This is a genomic window from Fulvivirga sp., from assembly GCF_040220315.1.
Lineage (GTDB): Bacteria > Bacteroidota > Bacteroidia > Cytophagales > Cyclobacteriaceae > Fulvivirga.
Window position 1 is genome coordinate 1 of record NZ_JAVJUY010000270.1, and the last position, 24,850, is coordinate 24,850.

Annotated in this window: 24 protein-coding genes; 14 read left to right on the forward strand and 10 right to left on the reverse strand. The window is 39.5% G+C overall.

The window, feature by feature from the left end; genetic code table 11:
* Nucleotides 1-216 precede the first annotated feature (216 nt).
* The 6 genes from RLO81_RS13265 to RLO81_RS13290 all read right to left on the reverse strand — a co-directional run bounded on the left by RLO81_RS13265 (nucleotide 217) and on the right by RLO81_RS13290 (nucleotide 5,524).
* Nucleotides 217-1,119 carry an SDR family oxidoreductase gene (locus RLO81_RS13265; protein ID WP_350112379.1) on the reverse strand — a complete coding sequence of 301 codons (903 nt, stop codon included), beginning with the start codon at nucleotides 1,117-1,119 and terminating at the stop codon, nucleotides 217-219.
* The gene (locus RLO81_RS13270; RefSeq protein ID WP_350112382.1) at nucleotides 1,116-1,973 is read right to left on the reverse strand and encodes a peptidylprolyl isomerase; all 858 of its coding nucleotides are present in this window, start codon (nucleotides 1,971-1,973) and stop codon (nucleotides 1,116-1,118) included. The genes RLO81_RS13265 and RLO81_RS13270 overlap by 4 nt, the downstream gene beginning before the upstream one ends.
* 7 nt (nucleotides 1,974-1,980) lie before the next feature.
* Nucleotides 1,981-2,910, reverse strand: a complete 930-nt coding sequence (gene hemC / locus RLO81_RS13275) for a hydroxymethylbilane synthase (RefSeq protein WP_350112385.1) — start codon at nucleotides 2,908-2,910, stop codon at nucleotides 1,981-1,983.
* Nucleotides 2,910-4,025, reverse strand: coding sequence for a DNA polymerase III subunit (locus tag RLO81_RS13280; protein ID WP_350112388.1), 1,116 nt, complete (start codon nucleotides 4,023-4,025; stop codon nucleotides 2,910-2,912). The genes hemC and RLO81_RS13280 overlap by 1 nt, the downstream gene beginning before the upstream one ends.
* A gap of 17 nt (nucleotides 4,026-4,042) precedes the next feature.
* Nucleotides 4,043-5,209, reverse strand: a complete 1,167-nt coding sequence (locus tag RLO81_RS13285; protein WP_350112391.1) for a GlmU family protein — start codon at nucleotides 5,207-5,209, stop codon at nucleotides 4,043-4,045.
* 72 nt (nucleotides 5,210-5,281) lie between these two features.
* Nucleotides 5,282-5,524, reverse strand: coding sequence for a type B 50S ribosomal protein L31 (locus RLO81_RS13290; RefSeq protein WP_350112394.1), 243 nt, complete (start codon nucleotides 5,522-5,524; stop codon nucleotides 5,282-5,284).
* 128 nt (nucleotides 5,525-5,652) lie between these two features.
* Here RLO81_RS13290 and RLO81_RS13295 point away from each other — a divergent pair, with 128 nt between their 5' ends.
* The 4 genes from RLO81_RS13295 to RLO81_RS13310 all read left to right on the forward strand — a co-directional run bounded on the left by RLO81_RS13295 (nucleotide 5,653) and on the right by RLO81_RS13310 (nucleotide 11,641).
* A complete protein-coding gene (locus tag RLO81_RS13295) occupies nucleotides 5,653-7,344 on the forward strand; it encodes a hypothetical protein (protein WP_350112397.1) in 1,692 nt (563 codons plus the stop codon).
* Nucleotides 7,345-7,640: 296 nt separating this feature from the next.
* The gene (locus RLO81_RS13300; RefSeq protein ID WP_350112400.1) at nucleotides 7,641-8,060 is read left to right on the forward strand and encodes a Fur family transcriptional regulator; all 420 of its coding nucleotides are present in this window, start codon (nucleotides 7,641-7,643) and stop codon (nucleotides 8,058-8,060) included.
* Between the two features lie 2 nt (nucleotides 8,061-8,062).
* Nucleotides 8,063-10,435 (forward strand): TonB-dependent receptor, encoded by a 2,373-nt coding sequence (locus RLO81_RS13305; RefSeq protein WP_350112403.1) that lies wholly within the window; start codon nucleotides 8,063-8,065, stop codon nucleotides 10,433-10,435.
* A gap of 69 nt (nucleotides 10,436-10,504) precedes the next feature.
* Nucleotides 10,505-11,641, forward strand: coding sequence for a hypothetical protein (locus tag RLO81_RS13310; protein WP_350112406.1), 1,137 nt, complete (start codon nucleotides 10,505-10,507; stop codon nucleotides 11,639-11,641).
* A 70-nt stretch (nucleotides 11,642-11,711) separates the two neighbouring features.
* Here RLO81_RS13310 and RLO81_RS13315 read toward each other — a convergent pair whose 3' ends face one another.
* Together RLO81_RS13315 and RLO81_RS13320 are read right to left on the reverse strand one after the other, a co-directional pair.
* Nucleotides 11,712-13,406, reverse strand: a complete 1,695-nt coding sequence (locus RLO81_RS13315) for a PhoX family protein (protein WP_350112409.1) — start codon at nucleotides 13,404-13,406, stop codon at nucleotides 11,712-11,714.
* 6 nt (nucleotides 13,407-13,412) lie between these two features.
* On the reverse strand, nucleotides 13,413-14,318 hold the full coding sequence (locus tag RLO81_RS13320) for a glycerophosphodiester phosphodiesterase family protein (RefSeq protein WP_350112412.1): 906 nt from the start codon (nucleotides 14,316-14,318) through the stop codon (nucleotides 13,413-13,415).
* Between the two features lie 346 nt (nucleotides 14,319-14,664).
* On the opposite strand from RLO81_RS13320, the gene RLO81_RS13325 reads away from it, so the two are divergent.
* The 4 genes from RLO81_RS13325 (at nucleotide 14,665) to RLO81_RS13340 (ending at nucleotide 19,045) form a co-directional block, all read left to right on the forward strand.
* Entirely contained in the window at nucleotides 14,665-16,491 is a 1,827-nt protein-coding gene (locus RLO81_RS13325; protein ID WP_350112414.1) for an ABC transporter ATP-binding protein, read from the forward strand.
* A 63-nt stretch (nucleotides 16,492-16,554) separates the two neighbouring features.
* Entirely contained in the window at nucleotides 16,555-16,917 is a 363-nt protein-coding gene (locus tag RLO81_RS13330) for a hypothetical protein (protein ID WP_350112417.1), read from the forward strand.
* Nucleotides 16,918-16,927: 10 nt separating this feature from the next.
* Nucleotides 16,928-17,506 carry a D-sedoheptulose 7-phosphate isomerase gene (gene lpcA / locus RLO81_RS13335; protein WP_350112418.1) on the forward strand — a complete coding sequence of 193 codons (579 nt, stop codon included), beginning with the start codon at nucleotides 16,928-16,930 and terminating at the stop codon, nucleotides 17,504-17,506.
* Nucleotides 17,507-19,045: a YifB family Mg chelatase-like AAA ATPase gene (locus tag RLO81_RS13340; protein WP_350112421.1), complete on the forward strand. Its 1,539-nt coding sequence runs from the start codon at nucleotides 17,507-17,509 to the stop codon at nucleotides 19,043-19,045.
* 76 nt (nucleotides 19,046-19,121) lie between these two features.
* Here the strand turns inward: RLO81_RS13340 and RLO81_RS13345 are convergent, their stop codons facing one another.
* Nucleotides 19,122-19,562 (reverse strand): Dps family protein, encoded by a 441-nt coding sequence (locus RLO81_RS13345; protein WP_350112424.1) that lies wholly within the window; start codon nucleotides 19,560-19,562, stop codon nucleotides 19,122-19,124.
* A 145-nt stretch (nucleotides 19,563-19,707) separates the two neighbouring features.
* On the opposite strand from RLO81_RS13345, the gene RLO81_RS13350 reads away from it, so the two are divergent.
* The 6 genes from RLO81_RS13350 (at nucleotide 19,708) to RLO81_RS13375 (ending at nucleotide 24,437) form a co-directional block, all read left to right on the forward strand.
* Nucleotides 19,708-20,172 (forward strand): NADH-quinone oxidoreductase subunit A, encoded by a 465-nt coding sequence (locus tag RLO81_RS13350; RefSeq protein WP_350112427.1) that lies wholly within the window; start codon nucleotides 19,708-19,710, stop codon nucleotides 20,170-20,172.
* A complete protein-coding gene (locus RLO81_RS13355) occupies nucleotides 20,169-20,684 on the forward strand; it encodes an NADH-quinone oxidoreductase subunit B (protein ID WP_350112429.1) in 516 nt (171 codons plus the stop codon). Before RLO81_RS13350 ends, RLO81_RS13355 begins: the two co-directional genes overlap by 4 nt.
* The gene (locus RLO81_RS13360) at nucleotides 20,681-21,199 is read left to right on the forward strand and encodes an NADH-quinone oxidoreductase subunit C (RefSeq protein WP_350112432.1); all 519 of its coding nucleotides are present in this window, start codon (nucleotides 20,681-20,683) and stop codon (nucleotides 21,197-21,199) included. Before RLO81_RS13355 ends, RLO81_RS13360 begins: the two co-directional genes overlap by 4 nt.
* Before the next feature lies 1 nt (nucleotide 21,200).
* Nucleotides 21,201-22,418 carry an NADH-quinone oxidoreductase subunit D gene (locus RLO81_RS13365; RefSeq protein WP_350112435.1) on the forward strand — a complete coding sequence of 406 codons (1,218 nt, stop codon included), beginning with the start codon at nucleotides 21,201-21,203 and terminating at the stop codon, nucleotides 22,416-22,418.
* A 1-nt stretch (nucleotide 22,419) separates the two neighbouring features.
* A complete protein-coding gene (locus tag RLO81_RS13370; protein WP_350112438.1) occupies nucleotides 22,420-23,901 on the forward strand; it encodes an NAD(P)H-hydrate dehydratase in 1,482 nt (493 codons plus the stop codon).
* Between the two features lie 173 nt (nucleotides 23,902-24,074).
* Complete coding sequence (locus tag RLO81_RS13375; RefSeq protein ID WP_350112441.1) at nucleotides 24,075-24,437, forward strand: T9SS type A sorting domain-containing protein; 363 nt, start codon at nucleotides 24,075-24,077, stop codon at nucleotides 24,435-24,437.
* Nucleotides 24,438-24,500: 63 nt separating this feature from the next.
* On the opposite strand, the gene RLO81_RS13380 is transcribed toward RLO81_RS13375, so the two are convergent.
* On the reverse strand, nucleotides 24,501-24,850 hold a 350-nt coding region (locus tag RLO81_RS13380), incomplete at its 5' end, for an amino acid--tRNA ligase-related protein (protein ID WP_350112444.1).

Sequence of the window (24,850 nt, forward strand, 5' to 3'; positions counted from 1 at the left end):
ATTACATTCACTTGAATCCTGTAAAGGCTGGAATTGTAAATGAACCGGAGCACTATCGATGGTCTAGTGCGGGGGACTATGCCGGTATGAAGGGGTTGGTAGAAATTGAGTTGTTGTAAACGAAGTATGCTAAAATTAACCGTGTCACAGACACTCATGCTCATTTATAAATCCTTAGTCACCCTTTGGTAGACTAAGGATATCATTGGTTTGTCATTAACTCTTTTGCAATTGATCACCCAAAACTTTTAGCCCTTCTTTAAAGGTATGGGGTTGATAGCCCAGTTGTTTCTTAGCCTTCTCAATAATAAAGCCTGTTTTTGGTGGACGCTTGGCTGGCTGGGTAAACTTAGAACCATCTGTCTCTTCAATTAGAGACTTATCTAACTCAAAAAACTCGGCAGTCTGAATAGCCATCTCGTAAGGAGTGAGCATATCTGCACCACTAATATTAAAGATTCCTTCCGTGCTATTTTTAGCGATTAAGTAACAGCCTTGTGCTAAATCTTCTGCCAGAGTAGGGGTGCGCCATTGATCATTCACCACCTGAATATTTTTACGGTTTTCCAAGCTATTTTTCACCCAAAGAATAATATTGGATCTGCTCATGTCATGTGCAATGCCATAAACCAATACAGTTCTAACAATGCTCCACTTATAACTTTTAGCCATGACAAGTTCTTCAGACTTCAACTTACTCTCGCCATAGTAACTGATGGGGTTGGGTTTGTCCTCTTCAGTTAAAGGCCCATGAGTTCCATCGAATATAAAATCAGTGGAAAGGTGAATTAGGTGCGCATTAATTTGATTGCAACCTTCTATCAGGTGCTTGACAGCTTCGACATTCAATAAATCGCAACCCGCCTTGTCTTTCTCGCATTCATCTACATTAGTCATGGCTGCAGTATTAATTACGGCATCAGGACAATGTTTTTGCAATATCTTTTCTACACTTACAGGATCGGTAATATCCATTTCTTCGAAGGTGTAGCCTGTGTATTCTGTTGGAAGGCGGTTGCCATTACGGGCAGTTGCGATTACTTCTTCATTACTTTCAATAAGAAGTTTTACTAGTTTTTGACCCAGTAATCCGTTACTACCCGTAATTAATATTTTCATTTTTCTTCTACAGGATATTCGTACCCATATAGCTTGGTAATCTTCTTCTTTGGTAGTTCTTCCACTTCCATGGTAACTACTACATTTTCCTTCGGTCTGTCTGTTCTATCAGTTTCAACGGCAGCTATTTTGTCAATTACTTCTAAACCTTCCACTACTTTACCGAACACAGTGTATTCATCATCCAGATGTGGAGCCCCGCCAATTGTGGTGTACGCATCTAATCGTTCTTGAGGGATTTCCTTGTCAACATCTACCTGCATATCTTCTTCTATAAATTCTTTTAGTTCAACCAGTTTTTTTCCGTAAGCATTAGGTCCTTCCGTCTGGTAAGTATTGATCAGCATGTTTTTAATAGAATCGTTTTTTGGTTTCTGCATCATCTGCTGGCCTGCTCTGCCCAATTTGTTCATATCCACTGTCAACTCTTCTTCACTCCATACTTTGCCTTGCACAATATAGAATTGGCTTCCACTTGACTCTTTCTTTGGGTTTACCTGATCGCCTTGTCTGGCGGCAGATAAGGCACCTTTCATATGAAATAAATCTTTATTGAATTCAGCTGGGACGGTATAACCAGGCCCGCCATTTCCAAGCCTTGCCCCCGGTTGAGTTCCTTTAGAATTAGGGTCACCACCTTGAATCATAAAGTCTTTGATTACTCTATGAAAAAGCGTGCTGTCAAAGTATCCTTCTTTCGCTAATTTGATAAAGTTCTCTTTGTGCTTAGGTGTTTCATCAAAAAGCACAGCTTTCATATCACCATGAGTGGTGTGGATGGTAACAATATAATCCTTGTCCGTAGCACAAGAGGCTAGCACAACCAAAATCACTAAATAGATTATTCTTTTCATAGTTGATTTACTTCTTTAATTCTTGTTTTATTTCTTTTAAAATTTTGTCGCCACCAGCATTCAACACATCATTGGCTAATTTTTGTCCTAATTCATTGGCTTCTCCCTGTGGACCGGCTACTTCTTTAATTATAATTTCCTTTCCATCGAGGCTCACAATTCCACCTTTCATTATTATTTGGCCATTGTTGAGATGAGCCAGACCAAAAACAGGAATGCTGCAACCGCCTTCCAATTTTCTTAGAAATGCACGCTCGGTTTCTAACCTAAACTCGGTTGGAGTATGTGAAATGGCTTTTTTAATAGCTGTTTTTTTCTCTTTGGAAAGCGTTGAATAACATTCGATGGCCACACTTCCCTGACCCACAGCCGGTATAAATTCATCGAGATCCAGTTTTTTTCTTATCAATGCACTATAACCCATTCTGTGCATTCCGGCATACGCCAATAATAAAGCATCACAAGCCCCATCTTTCATTTTCTGGATTCTTGTTTGCAGGTTTCCTCTTACGGGCACTGTTTTTATATGCGGATAGTAGTGTTTTAAAAGAGCGACTCTTCGGGTAGAGGAGGTACCAATCACCAAATTATTATCTGATAGATCAATATCTGCCTTTTCACTCACCAGTACATCATTCACTATTTCTCTTTCAGTAAATGCAATGAGCTCAAAACCTTCAGGCAATACCGATTGCATGTCTTTTGCACTATGCACCGCTATATCAATAGAGCCGTTCTTCAGTTGCTCTTCAATTTCTTCGGTAAACACGCCTTTACTTCCAATTTTGGCTATGCTCACGTCTAAAATTTTGTCACCAATTGTTTCTATGGTTATTATTTCTGATTCTAGACCAGTAGTGGAAAGCAAATCCTGAATATGATATGCCTGCCATAAGGCCAGTTTACTCCCCCGCGTTCCAATTTTAATTTTATCCATTATTTAATACTTCCGGCTATTTGAAGTGACAAATCTAAAAATATCATTTTAGGACTTCCATTTCTCTCTAAATGATACAAAGCCTCACTAATTAACGTTGAGATTTTGTCAATTTTAGTTTCAGTTAAAGTGGCACTAAACTTTTTGGTGAACTCCAGCACCTGGCCATTTACCTTGTTTATTTCAGGGGCATGCTGAAAAATCAATGCTTCACGGTAAATTGAAAGTGCATATTTAAATAAACTACGCTGTGATAATTTACTTGTCTTATGGTACTCTTCCGATAGCTGTACCAATGAGCCTAAATCACGCTTAAAACAAGAGCGCATCCAGCTTGCAAATAATTCGTGACTATCGGCTTCTAAATTATTCGCAATTCGCAATGCGTTGTTAATATCGCCATCTGCCACTGGGGCTATTTTATTAGCTTGTTCCTGATCAATACCTTCCTTAATCAGAAGTTCTATAATGGCAGAATCATCAAATTGTGGAATGGTTACCATCTGGGTTCTGGATGTGATGGTGGTTAACAACCTATCATAATCATTAGTAACCAGCATGAAAACTGTATCCTCCGGTGGCTCTTCCAATATTTTTAATATTCCGTTCGATGCTGCAGGGTGCATGTATTCTGGCAGCCACACAATCATAATTTTGTACTTGCCCTCAAAAGCTTTTAATGATAACCTTTTAATGATTTCCCTACTTTCCCTTTTTGATATATTCACTTGTTTGTTTTCGCCACCATAAACTGCTGTCCATGCATCAAGGTTTCCAAAAGGATTTATTGTTAAATATTTCCTCCAATCAGGCATGAATTTTTCACTTATTGCCTCCTCTGATTTTACATCTTTGGTAGCACTTACCGGAAAGACAAAATGCACATCAGGATGAATATACTTTGCATTTTTGGAGCAGCTAGGGCATTCGCCACAGGAATCAGTATCAGTTCTATTCTCGCAATTGAGATAGGTAGCATAGGCTATTGCCATTGGCAGGTTCGGACTTCCATCGTTACCTGCAAATAATTGAGCATGGGCTATCTTATTATTCTTAACGGCACCGATAAGTTGCTTTTTCTTTTCTTCTAAACCCGCTATTTCACAAAATCTCATTTCTTATCCCAAATTCTTTAGTCGGCAGATAGTTCAAAAACATGGTGCATGATGCTCCTTTCTTGTTCTGTGTATTCAATATTTCTTCTGGACATCACTCGCTCAGCTACTTCATCGGCTTTTGGCTTTTGAAAGGTAGTAAATCCGGCCGCACCACCCCATGAAAATGATGGGATAAAGTTTCTTGGAAATCCGGAACCAAATATATTGGAAGATACGCCAACAACGGTTCCTGTATTAAACATGGTGTTAATACCGCATTTAGAATGATCTCCCATAATCAATCCGCAAAACTGTTCGCCCGTATCTTTGAAACCGCCTTTCTCATAGCTCCAAAGTTTTACACTGTCATAATTATTTTTAAGGTTTGATGTGTTGGTATCTGCACCCAGGTTGCACCATTGGCCTATGACGGTGTTTCCTATAAATCCATCGTGCCCTTTATTGCTATAGCCGAAAATTACGGAGTTGCTAACTTCTCCTCCCACCTTTGAAAATGGGCCTATAGTACTGTCGCCTTTAATTTTTGCCCCCATATTTACATGAGCGCCCTCGCACAGTGCAAATGATCCTTTAATGATGGCACCTTCATGTATGTGGCTATTTTTGCCAATATACACGGGGCCGTTTTCAGCATTGATGATGGCAGCTTTAATAGAAGCTCCTTCTTCAATAAATATATTTTCTTTACCGTAGGTAATGGTATGTAAATCGGTAATATTAGCTGATGATCTACCCTTCGTTATAAGTGTAAAGTCTTCTTGAATTTGAGCAGCATTTTGCTTGAAAATTTTCCAAGGCTGATCAATTAGGGCAACTTCTATTTCGTATTCAGAAGTTTTTAGTGAGGAAAGGTTTGTTAAGTCAAGTTTTGAGGTTTTGGCGACTAAAAGGTTTCCATTTCTGATGATCCCTTCATTATCGCCCAGTTTGTCGATAGCAGCAATTAGTTTACCATCGGGGCACAAAGCACCATTAATGTATACATTCTTTTCTTCAGCTACTTCAGGGTATTTGGTTGCAAGGTAATCTTCAGTTCTGTGAGATACTGAATTCTCATATCGCTTTCGCCATTTTTCTGTAATTGTTAATATTCCAATGCGAATTTCAGAAACAGGTCTCGTGTACGTGAGCGGTAAAAGTGATTTTCTGATGGTCGGATCATCAAACAGTATTATGTTCATGTCCACAAAAATAAAAAAGTCTTCAAGATAAGCTCATCTTGAAGACTTTTATAAAATAGAAACTTGTGTTTCTTACTTCTTATATTTTTTGTTGAATTTCTCTACTCTACCAGCAGTATCAACGAATAATTTCTTTCCTGTGTAAAATGGATGAGAAGCAGAGCTTACTTCCACTTTTACTAAAGGATATTCATTGCCATCTTCCCACTTCATAGTTTCGTTAGTGTCAATGGTAGATTTCGTAATAAACTTAAAATCACTTGAAGTATCGTGAAAAATAACTTCTCTGTAATTTGGATGTATGTCTTTTTTCATTGTGGTAACCTTTTCTGTCTCGTTCTTCTCAAAAGAGGCACAAAATTAAAAGTTTGGTGAATAACAACAAAACTTTTCCTTACTTTATTCTTCAAAGATAAAACCATTTTTTATGTATTTTGCAAAATATGGGTAAAAGCATCATTTCAACACTTTTATTAGTGTTCTCAATAGCTCAAACAACCAAGGCACAAAGTAGTCTGGCACCGTTAAATGAAGATTATTACCACCTGGTCGATCGGTACGAAATAAAATATGGGGAATTGAGCCCCTTTTTTCATACAAGTTTGAAAGGGTATACAAGATCTTCCATTGGTCAGTATGCCGATTCACTTTTAAATGAGGATAAGCAATTGTCGCATCAGGATAAGTTTAACCTCGAGTATTTAAGAAATGATAATTGGGAATGGACAGGCACTGAGGAAAATATAAGCAAAAAAACATTTTTAAATCATTTCTATAGAGCGAAAAGTGATTTGTATCACGTACGAGAAAAGAATTTTGATTTACATATTAACCCTGTGTTGCATTTGAGTGGAGGGAGGGAATCGGATGATGACGTAACTACGCAGACCAATACACGAGGAATACAGATTAGAGGAGTGGTAGATGGAAAAGTAGGGTTCTATTCGTATATCGGTGAAAACCAAGTGATCAACCCTTTATATGTTCGTCAGCAAATTGCATCCAATATAGCCGTGCCACATGAAGGATTTTGGAAAAACTATAAAGATGATGGCGTGGATTTTTTCACGGCACGAGGTTATATCACTTTTAATGCAACTAAACACATTAACCTGCAATTCGGTCATGATCGGTTCTCTGTAGGTAATGGACATCGCTCCATGATTCTGTCAGACAATGGCCCGGCTTATTTATTTCTGAAACTGAATACTCAGGTTTGGAAGATCAATTACACTAATATTTTCGCTAATCTAACTTCCGATGTTTTTGGCAATGCAAACGGACTGATTGCAAATACTAGTTACCCAGAAAAATATATGGCATTTCATCATCTGGGTATTAACATCGGCAAGAAATTAAATATTGGAGTGTTTGAGTCAGTGATTTTTGACCGAACTGATTCTCTAGGAAACAATAGCATAGATATTCGTTACCTCAATCCGATCATATTTTATCGAGCGGTTGAGCAGCAAAATGGGAGTACTGATAATGTGCTGCTTGGTTTGGATTTTAAATGGCTGGCGGCAAAAGGCGTTTCTTTTTACGGACAATTTGCACTGGATGAATTTTTACTGGAGAACCTGAAAGAGGGTTCTGGCTGGTGGGCCAATAAGTTCGCTGTTCAGTTAGGAGGAGAGTACGTTGATGCTTTCGGAATTAATAATCTGGATTTGCAACTCGAAGCAAATCTCGCCAGGCCATATACTTATTCACACAGTTCCAGGTACGGGAGTTACTCCCATTACAGACAGTCATTGGCGCATCCGTTGGGAGCCAATTTTTATGAAGGAATTGGAATTGTTCGTTATCAGCCTATCGACAGGCTTTATTTAACCGGCAAACTGATTTATGCACAATATGGCTTTGATGGAGTTGATGAAAATTGGGGTGGCAATATTTTGTTAGATAACAATAGCCGTGAGATGAATTTCGGTAATGAAATAGCTCAGGGTCAGCAGGCGGATTTAACGTATCTCGACTTTACAGCCACGTATATGTGGAAGCATAATTTCTTTATTGATGGTAAAATTGTCAGTAGAAATTTATCCACAGATATTGCCTCAGCGGATTCAGATACAAATTTCTTATCGCTGAGTGTTCGTTGGAATATTCCACAGAGGCTGCATGAGTTTTAATAATTCCATTGTTTTTGGTGAGTTCTAGAACTGTTTTAAATAGGTCAGTTTCTCTATAACTGCCTTGCATTGCTATCCATCCAACAATTCCTAAGGTATTGTTAGATTTATCTCTAGAACCTAATTCGAGATAGGATACATTCTAGGTTTCTTTTGGTCTTCTTGGGCATAGATAGAATAGGATATTAAGAATGCAAAACACAGGGCAAGAGGCTTCATAAAGTAAAATTTTATCAAGCCACAATTTATAAAAGATATATAAATGCAATTTAGTTGCATTTATATATCTTTGTGGTATGGAGAATGAAGAGTATATGAAAAATGTTCTGAAACTACATAAATTACGTGTAACGGATTGTAGAAGTAATGTGCTAGGCTTTTTTATGAATAATAAAACAGCTCTTTCCCAAGGTGATCTGGAGGGTCAATTCCCACAATACGACCGCGTTACGCTATATCGTACTCTAAATAGTTTTCTCGATTCAGGCATCCTTCACAAAATTCCAAACTCGCAAGGTGTAGCCACCTATGGTTTGTGCCATGAAACCTGTTCTCCCGATCATCACAAGCATAATCATATCCATTTTAAATGCAATGAATGCGGACAAATCCAATGTCTGGATGATAAGATAGTCCCCGTGGCATCAGTACCAGAGGGCTATCGTATCGAGGCTGTTAATATGATTGTTGATGGGGTTTGTGCCAATTGTGCTTGAGAATGAGATACTACTTTTTACTTTTCTTTATACCACTTCACAGTTTTGCGTTTAGTCAAACAGGTGCTTGCGACCTGACAGTAAGTGGACAAATACTAAGTGTAGAAACCAATGAGCCTCTTCCCTTTGCTACTATTAGAGTATTGAAAACGGATTTGGGTGCGATTGCTGATGAAAATGGTCACTTTGTTATTGAAAAGATATGTGATGACGAAATCGACCTGGAAGTCAGATTTCTGGGTTATAAAACGATCGTTCATCACCATGATTTCCATCACGGTAATCCAACCATTTTTTTGGCTCCCAACGAAACAGTTTTAGAAAGTATAATTATCGAAGATCAGAAAATAGATGAAATCAGGTCACTCTCGGTACAACGTAAAGAACTGGACAAAGTAGATGCCACAATTTCTTCGATTGGTCAGCTTTCTGCTGACATATCAGGTGTATCATTACTCCAAACGGGCACCAATATTTCCAAGCCAATAATTCATGGATTACACTCCAATCGTGTCCTAGTCATCAATGATGGTGTACGTCATGCCTATCAAGTATGGGGTGAAGAACACGCTCCAGAAATTGACCCCTCCCACGTGGACAGAATAGAGGTGGTAAAGGGTGCAGCTACAGTTAAATATGGGCCTGATGCCCTGGGCGGAGTGATTCTATATAATTCTAAAAAGCCGGCCTTTGATAAGGAGCTGGGTGGGTCTATCGGAACATCTTACCAAACTAATGGACGGGCAATCAGCAGTCAATTTAACCTCAGCCAGGGTGCTCACCGTTTTGCCTGGGATGTGGGAGTTTTTGGCATTTACCAGGGAGACTTAAGTGCACCGAATTATACCCTTTCTAATACTGGCAGAAAAGAGTTAGGCGCAAGTTTTCATACCTTTTTGCATCGAAAAAGATTTGATTTACAGATTTCTGGAAATTACTTTCAACAGGAGTTGGGCATTCTAAGGGCATCCGTTGTGGGTAATCAGGAGGATTTGGAGGACGCAATTAATGATGCTACACCTGAAACTACATTCCCTTTCACCTATGATATTGGCAGCCCGGGGCAAGAAACTGAACATGGACTGCTCAAAGCTGATTTGTCAGTGTTTTTAGGTGAACATACATTCAATATCCAATATGCTATTCAACGCAACATCAGAAAAGAATTTGATGTACGAAGAGGTGATCTCAACGAACGACCAGTGATTGATTTAGAGCTTCTATCGCACACTGTCGACACAGAGTGGTTGCAACCCACCAAGGGCCGCTGGAACGGTAGTTCAGGTTTTCAGGTATTTACTCAAAATAGTACTAACGAACCAGAATCTAACCCAGCCAATTTTGTGCCCGATTACAAAGTATTAAACCTAGGTGTATTCACGGTACAATCACTTGATTTTGAAAATACTATCCTGGAGTTAGGCGCACGCCTGGATTTTCAGAACCTGAGTGTTTCTGATGAAATAAGAGAAACTTTTAGCTACACCAACGAACTCGAATTTGTGAACCCTACTTTCACGCTGGGCATCCGGAAAATGATCAATAACCAAGTTACTGTTTTCTCTAATATTGGAAGTGCCTGGAGACCGCCTAATGTGGCGGAGTTATATTCTTTTGGCTTGCATCAATCCAGACTTCAATTTGGATTTTGGAGGTACGATTTAGACCCAAACATTGTTACTCCTGCGGATAGTGTTTTCGACCAAACTTTGAGACAAGTGCCTGCAGAGCAAGGCATCAAATGGATCTCCGGTTTAGAGATTGTTAAAAGTAAAACCACTGCTGAGTTTATCGTATTTGCTAACAGAATTAATAATTTCATTTTCTTAAGACCCTATGGCGTAACCACCAATATTCGGGGCCCTGACTTTCCGTTTTTCATTTTTGATCAAACCGATGCGCTTTTTATTGGAACCGACTGGGATATAAGACATTCACACACGGATTTTCTTTCGTCTGAATTGAAGGTCTCTTACGTATATGCGCAGAGTATAGAAAGAGGTCAACCGTTGATTGAGATACCTCCATTAAATATTGATTACACCTTTAGACAAAAAGTTGGCGTATGGAATTATGGAATTAATCTGTCCTACACTGCATCCCAGTGGAATGAACCGCTGGTCATAGCTCCCACCAGATTAGGAGAAGCAGATAATCCAGTAGATAGAAATACCGATATTTTTGACTTTATGGAAGTGCCAGATAGCTTCTTTTTACTTGGTGCCGAAGCCGGATTTGATATAAATAAATGGAGTGGAAAAATTCGTGTAAACAATTTACTTAACACGGAATATAGGCAGTACACTGACAAACTCCGATATTTCGCCAATGCCCCAGGCAGAAATATATCTTTTTCTGTACAATTTACATTTTAAATGCAACATAGTTGCATTGTAATTGGATATGCAATAATATTGCATTCACTAATTAATAATGTAATAACTATGAAGACACTTAAATCATTATTTTCACTTTTACTATTATGCAGCCTTGGCTTTTATCTTGCGAGTTGTTCTGATGATGACGATCCAGCACCAGTTGGAGGTGGTGAAGAAGAGGAAGAGACTATAACTCGTGTGCTATTAACCTTTACTCCTACAGGTGAAGGAGATGCTGTAACAGCAACATGGTTTGATGCAGATGGTGACGGTACAGGAAGCCCCGTTATAGACAATATCGACCTTGTAGAAGGTGAAGAGTATATACTCACCATGACTTTAACAAATACCTTTGAGGATCCGGATGAAGATAAAACCGCTGAGATTCTTGGCGAGGCGGATGAGCACATGTTCTTCTTTGGATTTACAAATAACATATTTGCAGATCCTACAGGAGATGGAAACATTGGGTCAGGAAGTCGCAATGATGCTGTAAATTACAACGACCAAGATGGGAACGGTGAGCCTCTTGGCCTTTCGACTACCTGGACTGCTGGAGGGCACACGGATACTCCTGGTGAATTCAGAGTAGTATTGAAACACCAGCCTGAACTCAAGTCATCTACGTCAACATCAGAAGATGGAGGAACAGATATCGACATTACATTCCCAATAAACATCGTTGAAGAGCCGAACGAAGAAGAGGAAACTATTACGGAAGTAACGCTGACCTTTACACCTGCCGGTGGAGGTGCACCAATTTCAGCTGTTTGGTTAGATCCTGATGGTGATGGTGCCGGTATGCCGACCATCGATGATATAGATCTTGATGCAGACACCGAATATACAATGGAAATTACTTTAAGAAATACACTTGAGTCTCCAGCGGAAGATAAAACACCAGAAATCGAAGAAGAAGATGATGAACACATGTTTTTCTTTGGGTTTACTTCAGGTATATTCTCAGACCCTGCCGGTGATGGAAACATAGGTGCAGGAAACCGTAATGACCCTGTTAATTATAACGATACAGATGATAATGGTAATCCTGTAGGACTATCAACTACATGGACCACAGGTAGTGCCAACACAGGTATTTTTAATGTTGTACTTAAACACCAGCCAGGTTTAAAAACTGGTGATTCTGACTCAACAGTTGGTGGGACTGACATTGATATCGAATTCGATATTAATATCAATTAAGTTTATTCAGGTTTAGTGTAAATGATCAAAAACCTCTGTCATGGCAGAGGTTTTTTCATGTAACTACCGGTTATGATTCGATCTCAATCTCTCTCAATTTATGCATTTTTTCGATCAAATCGCCTTGAATTGCTACCACAGCAGGTTTTGGAATATTGTCTTCATCAAAAGGCCATTTACTGGTTGGATTGGCCAAATCTCTTGTTTGTTCGCCCGGGTGCTGCACACTCAGAAATAGCGTTTTACCATCTGGCGAGAACCAAGGCCCGGTAAGTTCAGCATCTCGAGGAGCTGAAACGACCCTGAAAACTTTGCCTGCATCTTTACCAATCCTGGGAACCACAAAAAGGCTGTTGTTTTTAAATGCCATATAAGGCCCTGTTTCTTTGTTCATTGCACTACCTGACATGTCTGAAGTAAACCATAAGTTACCCGAGAAATCGAATGCCAAATTATCGGGGCATGAGAACCCACTTTCTTCACCACCTGCCAAAAATGTAGACGCTTTGAAGGTTAATGAATCAAATTTTCCATCTGTTTCTTCAATCTTTAAAATCGATCCATGATAGTCGTTCTTTGGTTTGTTATTGGTAAGTGCAACAAGGACATGACCCGTTATCGGATCAATTTCAATATCTTCCGGCCTGTTTAGCTCCGTAGCTCCTAACATCTTTGCAGCTTCTCTTACTCGAACAAGAACTTCAGTTTGATCTTTAAACTTCTCTTTTAAAATAGGCTGACCTTCCCAATCCAGAGACAGCCATTGGCCATTTATTGTGTCGGCCACATATAACGTCCCTTCTTTGAGAGATCCGGGTTGTGAGGAGATGAACTTATATAAATGCTGATCATTAATATCGTCACCGGTATATGCCACAACATGTTTGTCCTCTAATTCATAGATGGTGCAGCACTCGTGTGCCATACGGCCTAATGCGATGTGCTTTTGTGCCGATCCGTCCTTAGGATCAACCTCAACAACCCAACCATAATGTTCCGGTGGGTTATTGTAAAAAGACTCCCAACCATGCTTGCTCGGGATATGAGTAGGGTCATTATTCTCATCGTATACTGTTTCACCAAAGTAACTATCGTAATTCTCTTCACAAGTAAGAAAAGTATTCCAAGGTGTTATACCCCCTGAGCAATTGCTGTTGGTACCCATAACTGTGGATTTGCCTTTTATTGGTGAATCCCAATTTAAAGGAATTGGCGTTTGCCCAGTTATTCTTCTGTTATGTGGATCACCTTGTACAACCTTCCACTTTCCATCTTCTTCTTTAATTCTAACAATGCTCCCGCCTACATTATACATTTCTTTATCTACCTGCTCCCAGGTTTTTTGAGTTGCAGGGTCATCGTTTTTAAAATGATCAAACCCAGAAACAAACAATGGGTGAATATACTCATGATTGACCCATAACAGGCCGTCTTTAGGATTGGCAGGATCAAGTGGGAGAAAGGAGGTGAAATCGTTATTAAACCCAAAAGTGTCTTTCTCAGAAATTTGATCTCCCCACTTTAATATGGTATGATAATTTAAACCGTTGGCTAGCAGTAAATCATCTTTATCGGAAGCTTCAATACCCTCTAAAATTAGGTCACGCAGTTTTTGTAAATCATCGCTTCCAACCTTTTGAAAGGATTCTGAAGGTGTTGAAATATTGCCACAATGAGTTAAGAAAGGCGGTAAAATGGCTGTACCCAGCCCTGCCTTCCCTAAAAAGGAAATAAACTCTCTTCGATTGAATTTTTTAGTCTTCATTCAGTACTAATTCTCATATAAAACATTAGCAACTTCTATGGGTCTGTCCGTTGCAATAATATTTGCACCATTGCTGATGTAGGTTTTGTAAATGGTATCGTCACCTTTGGCAACTGCGCTATTATCGAGGTTTCCTAAAGTCCCCAAAATAGTTTTGATACCAAGTTCATGAAGTTGTTTGTAATGAGCCGAATCCGGTTCACTGGTGCCAACAAATCCTAACAGATTAGTATTTGGTATGCCTGCATCTCTGATCTGTTTTAGCGCACCTTTATCACGTGCAGAAACTGAAACGATTACCTCAGAATTCAATGAATGAATTAAAATGGCATCCTGAATCCGGTATGTGATGATTGCTGCATAATCTTCAGCGTTGTATTTCTCAATGGCTTGTAATACTTTCTCAAAAGGCACTCCACGTTTAACATCCAAAGTAAATAATGCCTTATTCTTGCCCCAAACCAAGGCTTGATCGAGCGTTGGAATTTGGTAAATTGTGTTTTGCCCTTCATTATCAACCAGTTTAAAACCAGCCAACTCGCTGAACATATAATCAGATATATTTCCAGTTCCTGTTGTTGTTCGATCCAGTGTTTTGTCGTGCATCAAAACCAATATGCTGTCTTTGGTCATGGATACATCACATTCAATAATCACAAAAGGAACTTGATTGGCGATATATTCAAAAGTTTCGATAGCATTTTCGGGATACCCGGGATAAGGACCTCCGCGATGGGCACTTACAAGGGGTTGAGGGTTTGTAAACCAAGCATCGAAACTTATTGAAGTTCTTTCAACTTCATCGGTCTCAACAGGCGTTGATTGCTTTTCAACGGTTCCTTTTTCTATGTTTTGGCAACTCACAATGAGTGAGAAGCACAAAAGAAAACCTAAGATGTTTTTAACATACATTTTACAAATTACGACAATCTTAACCTTACTATTAAATCGGATAAGATTATCGAATAATTAAGAATTGATTAGAAATAGGAATCCAAATCGACTTTCAATTAACTATCTGTAAAACATCTTTTCAAAGGCTGATTTATTCAGCCCAATACTTATAAAAATAGATTAGCCTCCTTGAAGCCATCTCATTCTATGGTAATGTATGAACTGTTTATCTAGATGTTCCTATTTGAGATTAATACAAATTTATTTGAATTGTAATAGTTATAGGCGATTCTTTCAATAAGGCAAATTATATGCAAAGCATATTCTGGTTTAAAGTTTTATCCGCTACTTTGCGGCTCATACTATGAAAGTATTTTTTCGAATATTCAGTTATGCCAGAAAATTAAGGCTATACGTACCTCAATATGTGACCTTCACTATTTTGAGTGTAACCTTTAGTGTGTTTAACCTGGCATTACTTATCCCATTATTAAATGTTCTTTTCGGACAGGAAGAAACGGTTGTTTATGCAAAGCCAGAAGGTTTTGAGCTGAGCACATCTTATTTAACGGATACATTTAACTATCATTTTTCCCAAATTATCATCAACTACGGGCCGAAGGAGGCATTGTTGTTTGTATGTGGCATTGTGCTTGTATCAGTCTTTTGTACCAATATATTCAGATACCTGGCAGCTATAATCAGTGCAAAAATCAGATTAGATGTAGTCAAATATCTGCGTATGGATGTGTACGATAAAGTATCACGCATGCATCTTGGCTTTTTCAGCACAGAGCGCAAAGGTGACCTAATTTCCAGGGTGACTAACGATGTTCAGGAAGTAGAGGTCTCTGTTTTGAATAGCCCGAAATCGATGTTTCGCGAACCAATGACGATTATCATCTACTTTATTGCTTTGTTCAGCATCTCAGTAGAGCTTACACTTTTTACCATTTTGATTTTGCCTACAGCTGGTGGCGCATTGGGTTACCTTGTTAGAAAATTAAAACGAAAGGCGGTTCAAAGTCAGGAATCGCTGGGTCGCATTGTTAACATTTTGGATGAGACCTTAGGCGGCATGCGCATCATCAAAGCATTTAACGCCCGAGATTATGTAAGTGATAAGATCGATCAGGAAACGGATTATTATAGAAGGGTAAACTTATCCTACTCATATAGAAAAGAATTAGGATCACCCATTTCAGAGTTTTTGGGCATTGGAATCGTCACCGTTATTTTGTGGTTTGGAGGGTCGATGGTATTGGATAATGAATCAGCTATAACAGCCAGTCAGTTTATCACGTATTTGGCCATATTCTCGCAGATCATTTCTCCCGCCAAAGCATTTTCTCAAGGTATTTCTGGTGTGCAGAAAGGATTGGTTTCTGGCGAACGAATTTTTCAGGTAATAGACAATGTGCCGGCCATTCAGAATAAGCCAAATGCGAAAATACTAACCGGCTTCGAAAACAGTTTGACTTTCGAAAATGCTTCGTTTGCTTATGAAGAAAGCAACTACGTACTCAAAGGCATCAATCTGGAAATAAAGAAGGGACAAACCGTAGCACTTGTTGGCCAATCAGGTGGTGGGAAGTCAACATTAGCAGATCTTATCCCGCGGTTTTATGATGTAACCGATGGCGATATAAAAATAGATGGAGTTTCTATTAAAGATTGCGAGGTTGATTCTGTGAGAAAGCAAATGGGTATTGTAACGCAGGAGTCCATTCTATTTAATGATACCATATTTAACAACATTGCTTTTGGTATCGATGAGGCCAATGAAGAAGATGTGATTAATGCGGCTAAAATTGCCAATGCACATAATTTTATTGTCGACCTCGAAAATGGTTATCAAACCAATATTGGTGAACGAGGCATGAAACTTTCAGGTGGGCAGCGTCAGCGGATTAGCATCGCTCGCGCTGTTCTTAAAAATCCGCCAATATTAATATTAGATGAAGCCACTTCAGCGCTAGACTCTGAATCTGAACTGTTGGTGCAGGAAGCCTTGGCCAACTTAATGAAGAACAGAACATCTGTAGTGATAGCACACAGGTTAAGTACCATACAACATGCCGATGAAATTATTGTCATTCAAAATGGTGAAATAAAGGAAAGAGGCGGCCATGATGAGCTATTGGCAAAAGGCGGGATTTATAAAAAACTGAACGCCATGCAAAATACTTAATTTAATTTTTTGTAGTTTTAATTTCAACCAAAGCAAACTCTTAGTCGAGCTACTAATACATTTATGAAAAAGCCTAAATCGATATTTTTAATTATCTATTTCATATTTCATGTTATACTACTGGTTGTTTCAATCTATGTAAACTACAGGTCGGAAGATTTTGAATTCTTATTGTGGTTGAGAGGTAAAATGGATTTGATGGTGTACGTATCTGCTATTGGCCTTGTGCTCTATTTCGTTAATGTGCTTTTATTAGGGTTAGATGCGAAGACACATGAGAAGGAAAAATTTGCATTAGAGCAGGAAGTTAATGCGCTTAAGGCTAAAATGTATGATTTACAGGAGGTATCAGAAGCATCAAAAAAAGGGACGAAGCCAGTGGTGAAGGAGAGTGAAGATAAAGAAGATTCAGGAGCAGACGAATAACAATACACGTATGGATAAGAAGCTCATCATTACACAAGAGCTATTACACGCACAGGACGTTTTAGAGAAGTTTATTAAAGATCCCGATTGCATTGGCAGCGTAGAAGCTGCCGCTCAATTGCTGGCGGATAGCATAAAATCCGGTGGAAAAGCAATTTCATGTGGGAATGGCGGTTCGCACTGCGATGCCATGCACTTTGCAGAAGAATTAACCGGACGGTTCAGGGATAACCGAAATCCACTGCCCGCTGTGGCCATTTCAGACCCAAGTTATATGTCCTGTGTTGGTAATGATTACGGTTTTGATTATGTATTCTCCCGCTTTGTGGAAGGCCTGGCAACGGACAAAGATGTGCTTCTGGCCATAAGCACTAGTGGTAATTCAAAAAATGTGATTAATGCCATCGAGGCTGCCAAAAAGAAAGGTGCGAAAGTTATTGCCCTTACCGGAAATGGCGGTGGCAAGATGGTAGGCATGGCCGATGTAGAAATTTGTGTACCGCACTATGGGTATGCCGATCGCGTTCAGGAAGTGCATATAAAAATCATCCACATCATTATTTTGCTAGTAGAAAAATTAGTTGCATAAATGCTATCTAAATCATTTGGTGCAGCCGTTTATGGTGTCGATGCACGAGTAATCACTATTGAGGTGAATGTAGGTCAGGGTACAAAATTCCACATGAGTGGCCTGCCCGATAATGCCGTGAAAGAAAGTGAGCATCGGGTTGAATCCGCTATTAAGGAAAATGGCTTACGCATGCCCAGGCAAAAAGTGGTGGTAAACCTTGCTCCTGCCGATATTAAGAAAGAAGGCAGTGCGTACGATTTACCCATAGCCTTAAGTATCCTCAAAGCTTCCGATCAGATAAGCGCTGATAAACTCGAAGACTATTTAATTATGGGCGAGCTGGCACTCGATGGAAAATTACGACCCATCAAAGGTGTATTGCCCATAGCCATCGAAGCCCGAAAAAATAAGTTTAAAGGATTTATCCTTCCCAAAGAAAATGCACGAGAAGCGGCTATTGTTAATGATTTAGAAGTGATTGGCGTAGAATCTTTGAAAGAGGCTATTGATTTCTTTGAAGGAGCCATTGAAATAAAGCCACTAGACATAGACACACGCGATGTGTTTATGACTGAAGTAAACACGTATAGTGCTGACTTTAAAGATGTACAAGGTCAGGAAAATATAAAACGTGCACTGGAGATTGCAGCGGCAGGAGGGCACAATGCAATAATGATTGGACCACCGGGTGCTGGAAAAACCATGCTGGCCAAACGACTTGCTTCTATTCTGCCACCATTAAGTCTGCACGAAGCACTGGAAACAACTAAAATTCATTCCGTTGCAGGCCGATTGGGCGATAACGCTTCTCTTATTGCTACGAGGCCATACCGTGCGCCTCACCACACTATAAGTGACGTAGCTTTAGTAGGAGGTGGAGGTAATCCACAACCCGGAGAAATATCTTTGGCGCACAATGGTGTACTTTTTTTAGATGAATTGCCTGAATTTAAAAGAACGGTGCTGGAAGTGATGCGTCAACCTATGGAAGATCGTAAGGTAACTATTTCAAGGGCAAAAGTGTCATTGGATTATCCGGCCAATTTTATGCTCATTGCTAGTATGAACCCATGCCCATGCGGGTATTACAATCACCCGGAAAAGGAGTGCGTGTGCGCCCCGGGTGTGGTGCAGAAATACCTGAGTAAAATCAGTGGCCCTTTGTTGGATAGAATTGATTTGCATGTGGAGGTTACTCCTGTTTCCTTTGATGAGATGACGGCAAATAGAAAATCTGAATCCAGTTCAGAAATTAGGGAAAGGGTAGTTGCCGCAAGAGTCAGACAAATAGACCGGTTCAAAGAGATTAAAGAAATTCACTGCAATGCCATGATGCCTTCTCAGATGTTGAAAGATGTATGCCAAATAAATGAGGCAGGTAAAACATTGCTTAAAACTGCCATGGAGAAACTAGGGCTATCGGCAAGAGCCTATGATCGTATACTTAAGGTTTCCCGAACCATTGCCGACTTAGCAGATGCTGAAGAAATTCAAATCGAGCATTTAGCCGAAGCCATTCAATACAGAAGTTTGGATAGAGAAGGTTGGGCGGGTTGAGTCAATTTACAATTAACAATGAACAGATATCAATATATTGCTCATTGCCAATTGTAATTTACTAATTGCTAATTGCTTACTTAAGCCACGCCTTCATCATCCAAAGGGTTTTCTCCTGTTGGTCAATAAAGTCAGACATTAAGTCTTCTGTGCCATCATCACCTTCATTTACTGCCATTTCTTTAATTTCTCTTTCAAGTGCAAGTAATTCTCTCAGGTTATCGGCAACGGTTTGTACAGATACTTCGCCATCATTCACATTTTTTATCGGTGAAATGGTGGAAGTTTTCACGTAATCTTCAAAGGTGTGGAGCGGTGTGCCCTCTATCGTTAAAATACGTTCTGCAACTTCATCAATTTTAATGGCTGAATCCGTATATAACTCCTCAAATTTATCGTGTAGTTGAAAAAAATGCTTTCCTTGAATGTTCCAGTGAAAACCTCTCAAATTCTGATAATAAATCTGATAGTCGGCCAACAGTACATTTAACTTATCTATAATTTTCTTGTTGCTCATAATTTCATTCATTTAGTTATCACAAATTTAAGTCTTTGAAGCCAATAAGTAAAATTGATAATTATTATATACATATAGATTATACTTATAATTAGTAAAGCGATTTACTCGCTTACGCCAAGCTTAATACTTATATTTGGTTACAATGGAAAACTATTGGGACATTCTTATTTTCTTCCTCGGTGGACTTGGATTTATTGCTGGTGGGTTAATAACTGCCAGGCTGGTAAGACCAAGCAGACCTAATGATGAAAAGCTTACCACCTATGAAAGTGGTGAAGAGCCCTTAGGTGCAGCCAGGGGCAGAGTGAATACCCGGTTTTATATTATAGCACTTATTTTCTTGTTGTTCGAAGTAGAAATTATCTTTCTGTTTCCCTGGGCAACAGTCTTTGGTGATGCAGAGCGGGTAAACGTAACAAATGGACTTTGGGGCTGGTTTTCATTAGTGGAAATGTTCATTTTCATTGGTGTTTTGGGGCTGGGTTTGGCCTATGTGTGGAAGAAAGGTTTTCTGGATTGGCCAAAAGCTGAAATACAAAAAAGCGAGTTCAAGTCACCCGTACCCATGAGCATGTACAATGAAATCAATAAAAAATATTCTAAGTGAGTTTACTCGATTCTAAGTTTAATAGTGGTGGTGTAATAGTCACCAAGGTAGATGACCTGATTAACTGGGCAAGATTATCTTCTATGTGGCCCATGACCTTTGGGTTGGCCTGCTGTGCTATTGAATTTATGAGCACTGGTACTTCTGCCTACGATATGGACAGGTTTGGCATGGCTCCAAGAGCTACGCCACGCCAGTCAGATGTAATGATTGTGGCAGGTACAGTCACATTTAAAATGGCCGACAGAATACGAAGATTGTATGAACAAATGGCCGAACCACGATATGTAATTTCTATGGGCTCTTGTTCTAACTGTGGTGGCCCTTACTGGGAGCATGGCTATCATGTAGTAAAGGGAGTCGATAAAATTATTCCTGTAGATGTATATGTGCCTGGTTGCCCGCCAAGACCGGAAGCATTAATCGGAGGGTTTTTAAAATTGCAGGAGAAGATTAGAAATGAGTCACTAATGGCACCTAAAGCCGTTCAAAAACTAATGGAAGAAGCATGAGTTTCGATGAAATCAAATCGATAATCACCAATCAGTTTGGAGATATAATCATCTCTGAAGATGAAAAGGCAACACCAAAAGCCATTGAAATAGCCGCAGAAAGCCTATTCAAAACCATGACATGTTTGTATGAACATGATCAGTTGTATTTTGATATGCTCAGCTGTATTACCGGGTTGGATAATGGGCCTGAAGCAGGTTCAATGGAAGTGATTTACAATCTGTACTCCATTCCATTTGATCATCATCTGATGGTAAAAGTGAATCTGGATAGAAAGGAACCACAAATTGACTCAGTATCATCAATCTGGAAAACGGCAGATTGGCTGGAGCGCGAAGTATTTGACATGTACGGAATTGCATTCAACAACCATCCGGATTTAAGAAGAATCTTGCTACCCAACGATTGGGAGGGCTATCCTTTACGAAAGGATTATAAACATCAGGATTTATATCATGGAATTACAGTGGCCCATGAAGATAGTTTGAAGAAAGAAGAAAAGGGCGAAGCGTAAATTGGATAGTAAAATACAATATCAATATTCACCCGATAACCTGATTAAGTCAGAGCCGAATAAATACGACTTAGATAATCTAAAGTCGGATGAACTAGTGATTAATCTTGGGCCGCAACACCCTTCGACACACGGTGTACTAAGGTTAGAAGTACTGACAGATAATGAGATCATCAAAGAAGTAATTCCACATTTAGGTTATCTACATCGATGTTTCGAGAAGCACGCAGAGTCGTTGCCATACAATCAGATAATACCTTATGTAGACCGCATGGATTATGTTGCTGCAATGAATAGTGAGCATGCCTATGCTATGGGGGTGGAGCGGATGCTCGGAATTGAAGATCAAATTCCAAAGCGGGTAGAATACATACGGGTTCTGGTGGCAGAGCTTAACAGACTAGCATCTCATTTTGTAGCTATCGGAACCTATGCGATGGATATTGGTGCCTTCACTCCATTTTTCTGGATGATGCGTGACAGGGAGCATATTCAACGGTTGTTGGAGTGGGCTTCTGGTGCCAGAATGCTTTACAATTACATTTGGGTGGGCGGGTTGTTTTATGACCTTCCGGTAGGTTTTGAAGATAGGTGCACAGAATTTATCAACTACCTGAAACCAAAGCTCAAAGAATTAGAAACAGTTGTAACTGATAACAAAATTTTTATTGACCGTACGGCAAATGTCGGTGTACTTCAATTGGGCTTGGCCATCAACTACGGCATTACTGGTCCAATGCTTCGGGCATCAGGGTTAAAATTTGATTTAAGAAAAGTAGATGGTTACTCCGTTTACCCGGAACTGGATTTCGATATTCCGATAGGCGAAGGCAAAATGGGAACTGTTGGCGACTGTTGGGATCGTACCTATGTGCGGGTTTTAGAGGTTCATGAATCAGTTAAAATCATTGAGCAATGCCTTGAAAAGCTTAAGAAAGTGCATAAAAGAGATAAAGAATTTGATCCGCAGGCTTTAGTTCCGAAAAAGATAAGGCCAAAAGCCCAGGATTTGTACGTGCGAGCAGAAAACCCTAAAGGAGAGCTAGGGTTCTTTTTCCGGGCCGATGGTAAAAGTGATATCCCGTTTCGTTGCAAGGCACGCTCATGTTGCTTTGTTAACTTATCCGTTATTAATGAACTTGCCAAAGGCGGGATGATCGCTGATCTGGTAGCCATTTTAGGCTCAATTGATATTGTTTTAGGAGAAGTAGATCGTTAACATGAAAATACTTTCCGTTGAAAATATCCGTGAATTAGATGCAAACACGATAGAAAATGAACCCATCGCGTCAATCGATTTAATGGAAAGAGCCTCCAAGGCATTTGTGCAATGGTTTGTATCCAAAGTAACAACCGATAAAAGTATTTTGGTTGTGGTAGGTACGGGCAACAATGGTGGAGATGGCCTGGCAGTAGCCAGAATGTTGCACGAAAAGAAATACAAAATTCAGGTGCTTGTTATAGGTAATCCTGATAAAGGATCAGCAGATTTCATAACCAATAAAAATCGACTTCCAATAGATATTATTGAGTATAACGCATCTAACTCAATACCTGAATCAGCGATCATTATTGATGCAATTTTCGGTTCTGGTCTCTCTAGACCGGCAGAAGGTGATTATGCCAAACTCATCTATCAAATTAATCAATCAGGAGCAGAAGTAGCTAGTATTGACATGCCGTCAGGCTTATTTGCAGATCAGCCAACAGAGGGAACAACGATTGTTAAAGCGAGTGCAACAGTGAGTTTTCAACTACCGAAACTGGCTTTTATGCTTCCTGAAACCTATCAATATGTTGGTAATTGGCATGTGGTGGATATTGGATTAAATCAGAATTTTATTGATCAGCAAACTACTCCTTACCAATATATTACCACTGCTCTAATCAAAATCCTGATCAAGAAAACCAATAAGTTCGACCACAAAGGCACTAACGGGCATGCTTTAATTGTGGCTGGAAGCTTAGGTAAAATGGGAGCGGCAGTGCTGGCTGCAAAAGCTGCCTTGCGATCAGGCGTAGGCCTTTTAAGTGTGCAAGTTCCAAAAGTTGGGAATACCATTCTTCAAACCACTGCACCAGAGGCAATGGCAATTTTAGATGGTAATGAAAATTATATAACCGAGATAAATTTAGGTGATTATAATTCTGTAGCGGTTGGTCCCGGAATAGGTAAAGATTCACTAACGGTAAAAGCACTGGGTAACTTTTTATCAAAATATGAGCATCCACTTATATTAGATGCCGATGCCTTGAATATACTAGGTGAGAATCGAGTGTTGATGGAATTGATACCTGAAAACTCCATTTTAACTCCACATCCTAAGGAGTTTGAACGATTAGCAGGGGAGAGTTGGAAGAATGATTTTGAACGGTTGAATAAACAAATAGAGCTTTCAAAGAAACTCAAATCAATTGTAGTTCTAAAAGGTGCTCATACCTCCATTTCTATGCCCGATGGCCGGGTGTATTTTAATTCTACAGGCAATGAAGGCATGGCGAAAGGCGGGAGTGGCGATGTTTTAACGGGAATGTTGGTGTCTATACTCTCACAAGGATACTCAAGCAGAGATGCTGCAATTCTTGCTGTATTTCTTCATGGCTCTGCTGGCGATTTTGCCAAGAATCAGCTCGGTGCGATTCCCATGAAATCGGGGGATATCATTAACTACATCCCAGAGGCATACGCCCATATCTGTTAAATAATTGTTAAGGTTTGCCGAGATTATCCCGCAAACTGGGTTAATTATTCAATAATTGATTTTTGTTCCTTTGAAGCGGTAACCTTGAAGGGGGTTATGCGTATTAACCTTTTGATAACGAAATTAAATTTTAATTATTGTATTTGGTTCGATTATTGCTCTCAAAATATTTGATGAAATTTTTAAAGTACATATCGATAATTTTAGTCATAGCACTTGCAAGTGCTGACTGTTTCGCTCAATCAGGAGAGTTGAACCGGTTTAGAAACGAATCGTTATCAGTAACCAATGAAATTAAACTGTTTCCAAACCCCAGCGTAGATTTTCTTGAAGTGAAAATCGATAACTCAACGTTGGAAAATGTGTCTTTCACAGTTCATAACATCATTGGCAACATAGTGAATGTGGAAGTTGAAAAAGTATCAGACGATAAATTTAGATTACGTGTGGAGGATTTATCTCCAGGCTATTATCTACTAGCTATAAAAGACGAACAAAACGTCTTTAAAGAAACTTATAAATTCTTAAAACGATAGTTTATAAGGTTATTGAAATAAAAACCCTGGCGATTTCGTCAGGGTTTTTTGTTGATTCCGATTTTAAAACTCAGCGTTATCTGGTGTTCTTGGGAATGGAATTACGTCCCTGATATTTCCCATACCAGTTACAAACTGGATCATTCGCTCAAAACCCAGGCCGAAACCACTATGAGGCGCTGAGCCAAATTTTCTCAAATCCAGGTACCACCATAAATCCTCTTCAGGTATTCCTTGCTCTTCCACTTTGGCTTTCAGTACATCATAACGCTCTTCACGCTGCGATCCACCTATGATTTCCCCAATGCCTGGGAATAGCACATCCATTGCTGCAACGGTCTTACCATCATCATTATGTCGCATGTAGAATGCCTTAATCTCTTTAGGGTAATTGAACAATATAACGGGCTTTT

Bases quoted from the DNA above. Each gene is read 5' to 3' on its own strand.
- RLO81_RS13320 (WP_350112412.1), bottom strand. From the start codon at position 14,318: ATGTATGTTAAAAACATCTTAGGTTTTCTTTTGTGCTTCTCACTCATT.
- RLO81_RS13295 (WP_350112397.1), top strand. From the start codon at position 5,653: ATGGGTAAAAGCATCATTTCAACACTTTTATTAGTGTTCTCAATAGCT.
- RLO81_RS13340 (WP_350112421.1), top strand. From the start codon at position 17,507: ATGCTATCTAAATCATTTGGTGCAGCCGTTTATGGTGTCGATGCACGA.
- RLO81_RS13325 (WP_350112414.1), top strand. From the start codon at position 14,665: ATGAAAGTATTTTTTCGAATATTCAGTTATGCCAGAAAATTAAGGCTA.
- RLO81_RS13310 (WP_350112406.1), top strand. From the start codon at position 10,505: ATGAAGACACTTAAATCATTATTTTCACTTTTACTATTATGCAGCCTT.
- RLO81_RS13370 (WP_350112438.1), top strand. From the start codon at position 22,420: ATGAAAATACTTTCCGTTGAAAATATCCGTGAATTAGATGCAAACACG.
- RLO81_RS13280 (WP_350112388.1), bottom strand. From the start codon at position 4,025: ATGAGATTTTGTGAAATAGCGGGTTTAGAAGAAAAGAAAAAGCAACTT.
- RLO81_RS13285 (WP_350112391.1), bottom strand. From the start codon at position 5,209: ATGAACATAATACTGTTTGATGATCCGACCATCAGAAAATCACTTTTA.
- lpcA (WP_350112418.1), top strand. From the start codon at position 16,928: ATGGATAAGAAGCTCATCATTACACAAGAGCTATTACACGCACAGGAC.
- RLO81_RS13290 (WP_350112394.1), bottom strand. From the start codon at position 5,524: ATGAAAAAAGACATACATCCAAATTACAGAGAAGTTATTTTTCACGAT.
- RLO81_RS13350 (WP_350112427.1), top strand. From the start codon at position 19,708: ATGGAAAACTATTGGGACATTCTTATTTTCTTCCTCGGTGGACTTGGA.
- RLO81_RS13375 (WP_350112441.1), top strand. From the start codon at position 24,075: ATGAAATTTTTAAAGTACATATCGATAATTTTAGTCATAGCACTTGCA.
- RLO81_RS13330 (WP_350112417.1), top strand. From the start codon at position 16,555: ATGAAAAAGCCTAAATCGATATTTTTAATTATCTATTTCATATTTCAT.
- RLO81_RS13300 (WP_350112400.1), top strand. From the start codon at position 7,641: ATGGAGAATGAAGAGTATATGAAAAATGTTCTGAAACTACATAAATTA.
- RLO81_RS13315 (WP_350112409.1), bottom strand. From the start codon at position 13,406: ATGAAGACTAAAAAATTCAATCGAAGAGAGTTTATTTCCTTTTTAGGG.
- hemC (WP_350112385.1), bottom strand. From the start codon at position 2,910: ATGGATAAAATTAAAATTGGAACGCGGGGGAGTAAACTGGCCTTATGG.
- RLO81_RS13345 (WP_350112424.1), bottom strand. From the start codon at position 19,562: ATGAGCAACAAGAAAATTATAGATAAGTTAAATGTACTGTTGGCCGAC.
- RLO81_RS13270 (WP_350112382.1), bottom strand. From the start codon at position 1,973: ATGAAAAGAATAATCTATTTAGTGATTTTGGTTGTGCTAGCCTCTTGT.
- RLO81_RS13305 (WP_350112403.1), top strand. From the start codon at position 8,063: ATGAGATACTACTTTTTACTTTTCTTTATACCACTTCACAGTTTTGCG.
- RLO81_RS13360 (WP_350112432.1), top strand. From the start codon at position 20,681: ATGAGTTTCGATGAAATCAAATCGATAATCACCAATCAGTTTGGAGAT.
- RLO81_RS13265 (WP_350112379.1), bottom strand. From the start codon at position 1,119: ATGAAAATATTAATTACGGGTAGTAACGGATTACTGGGTCAAAAACTA.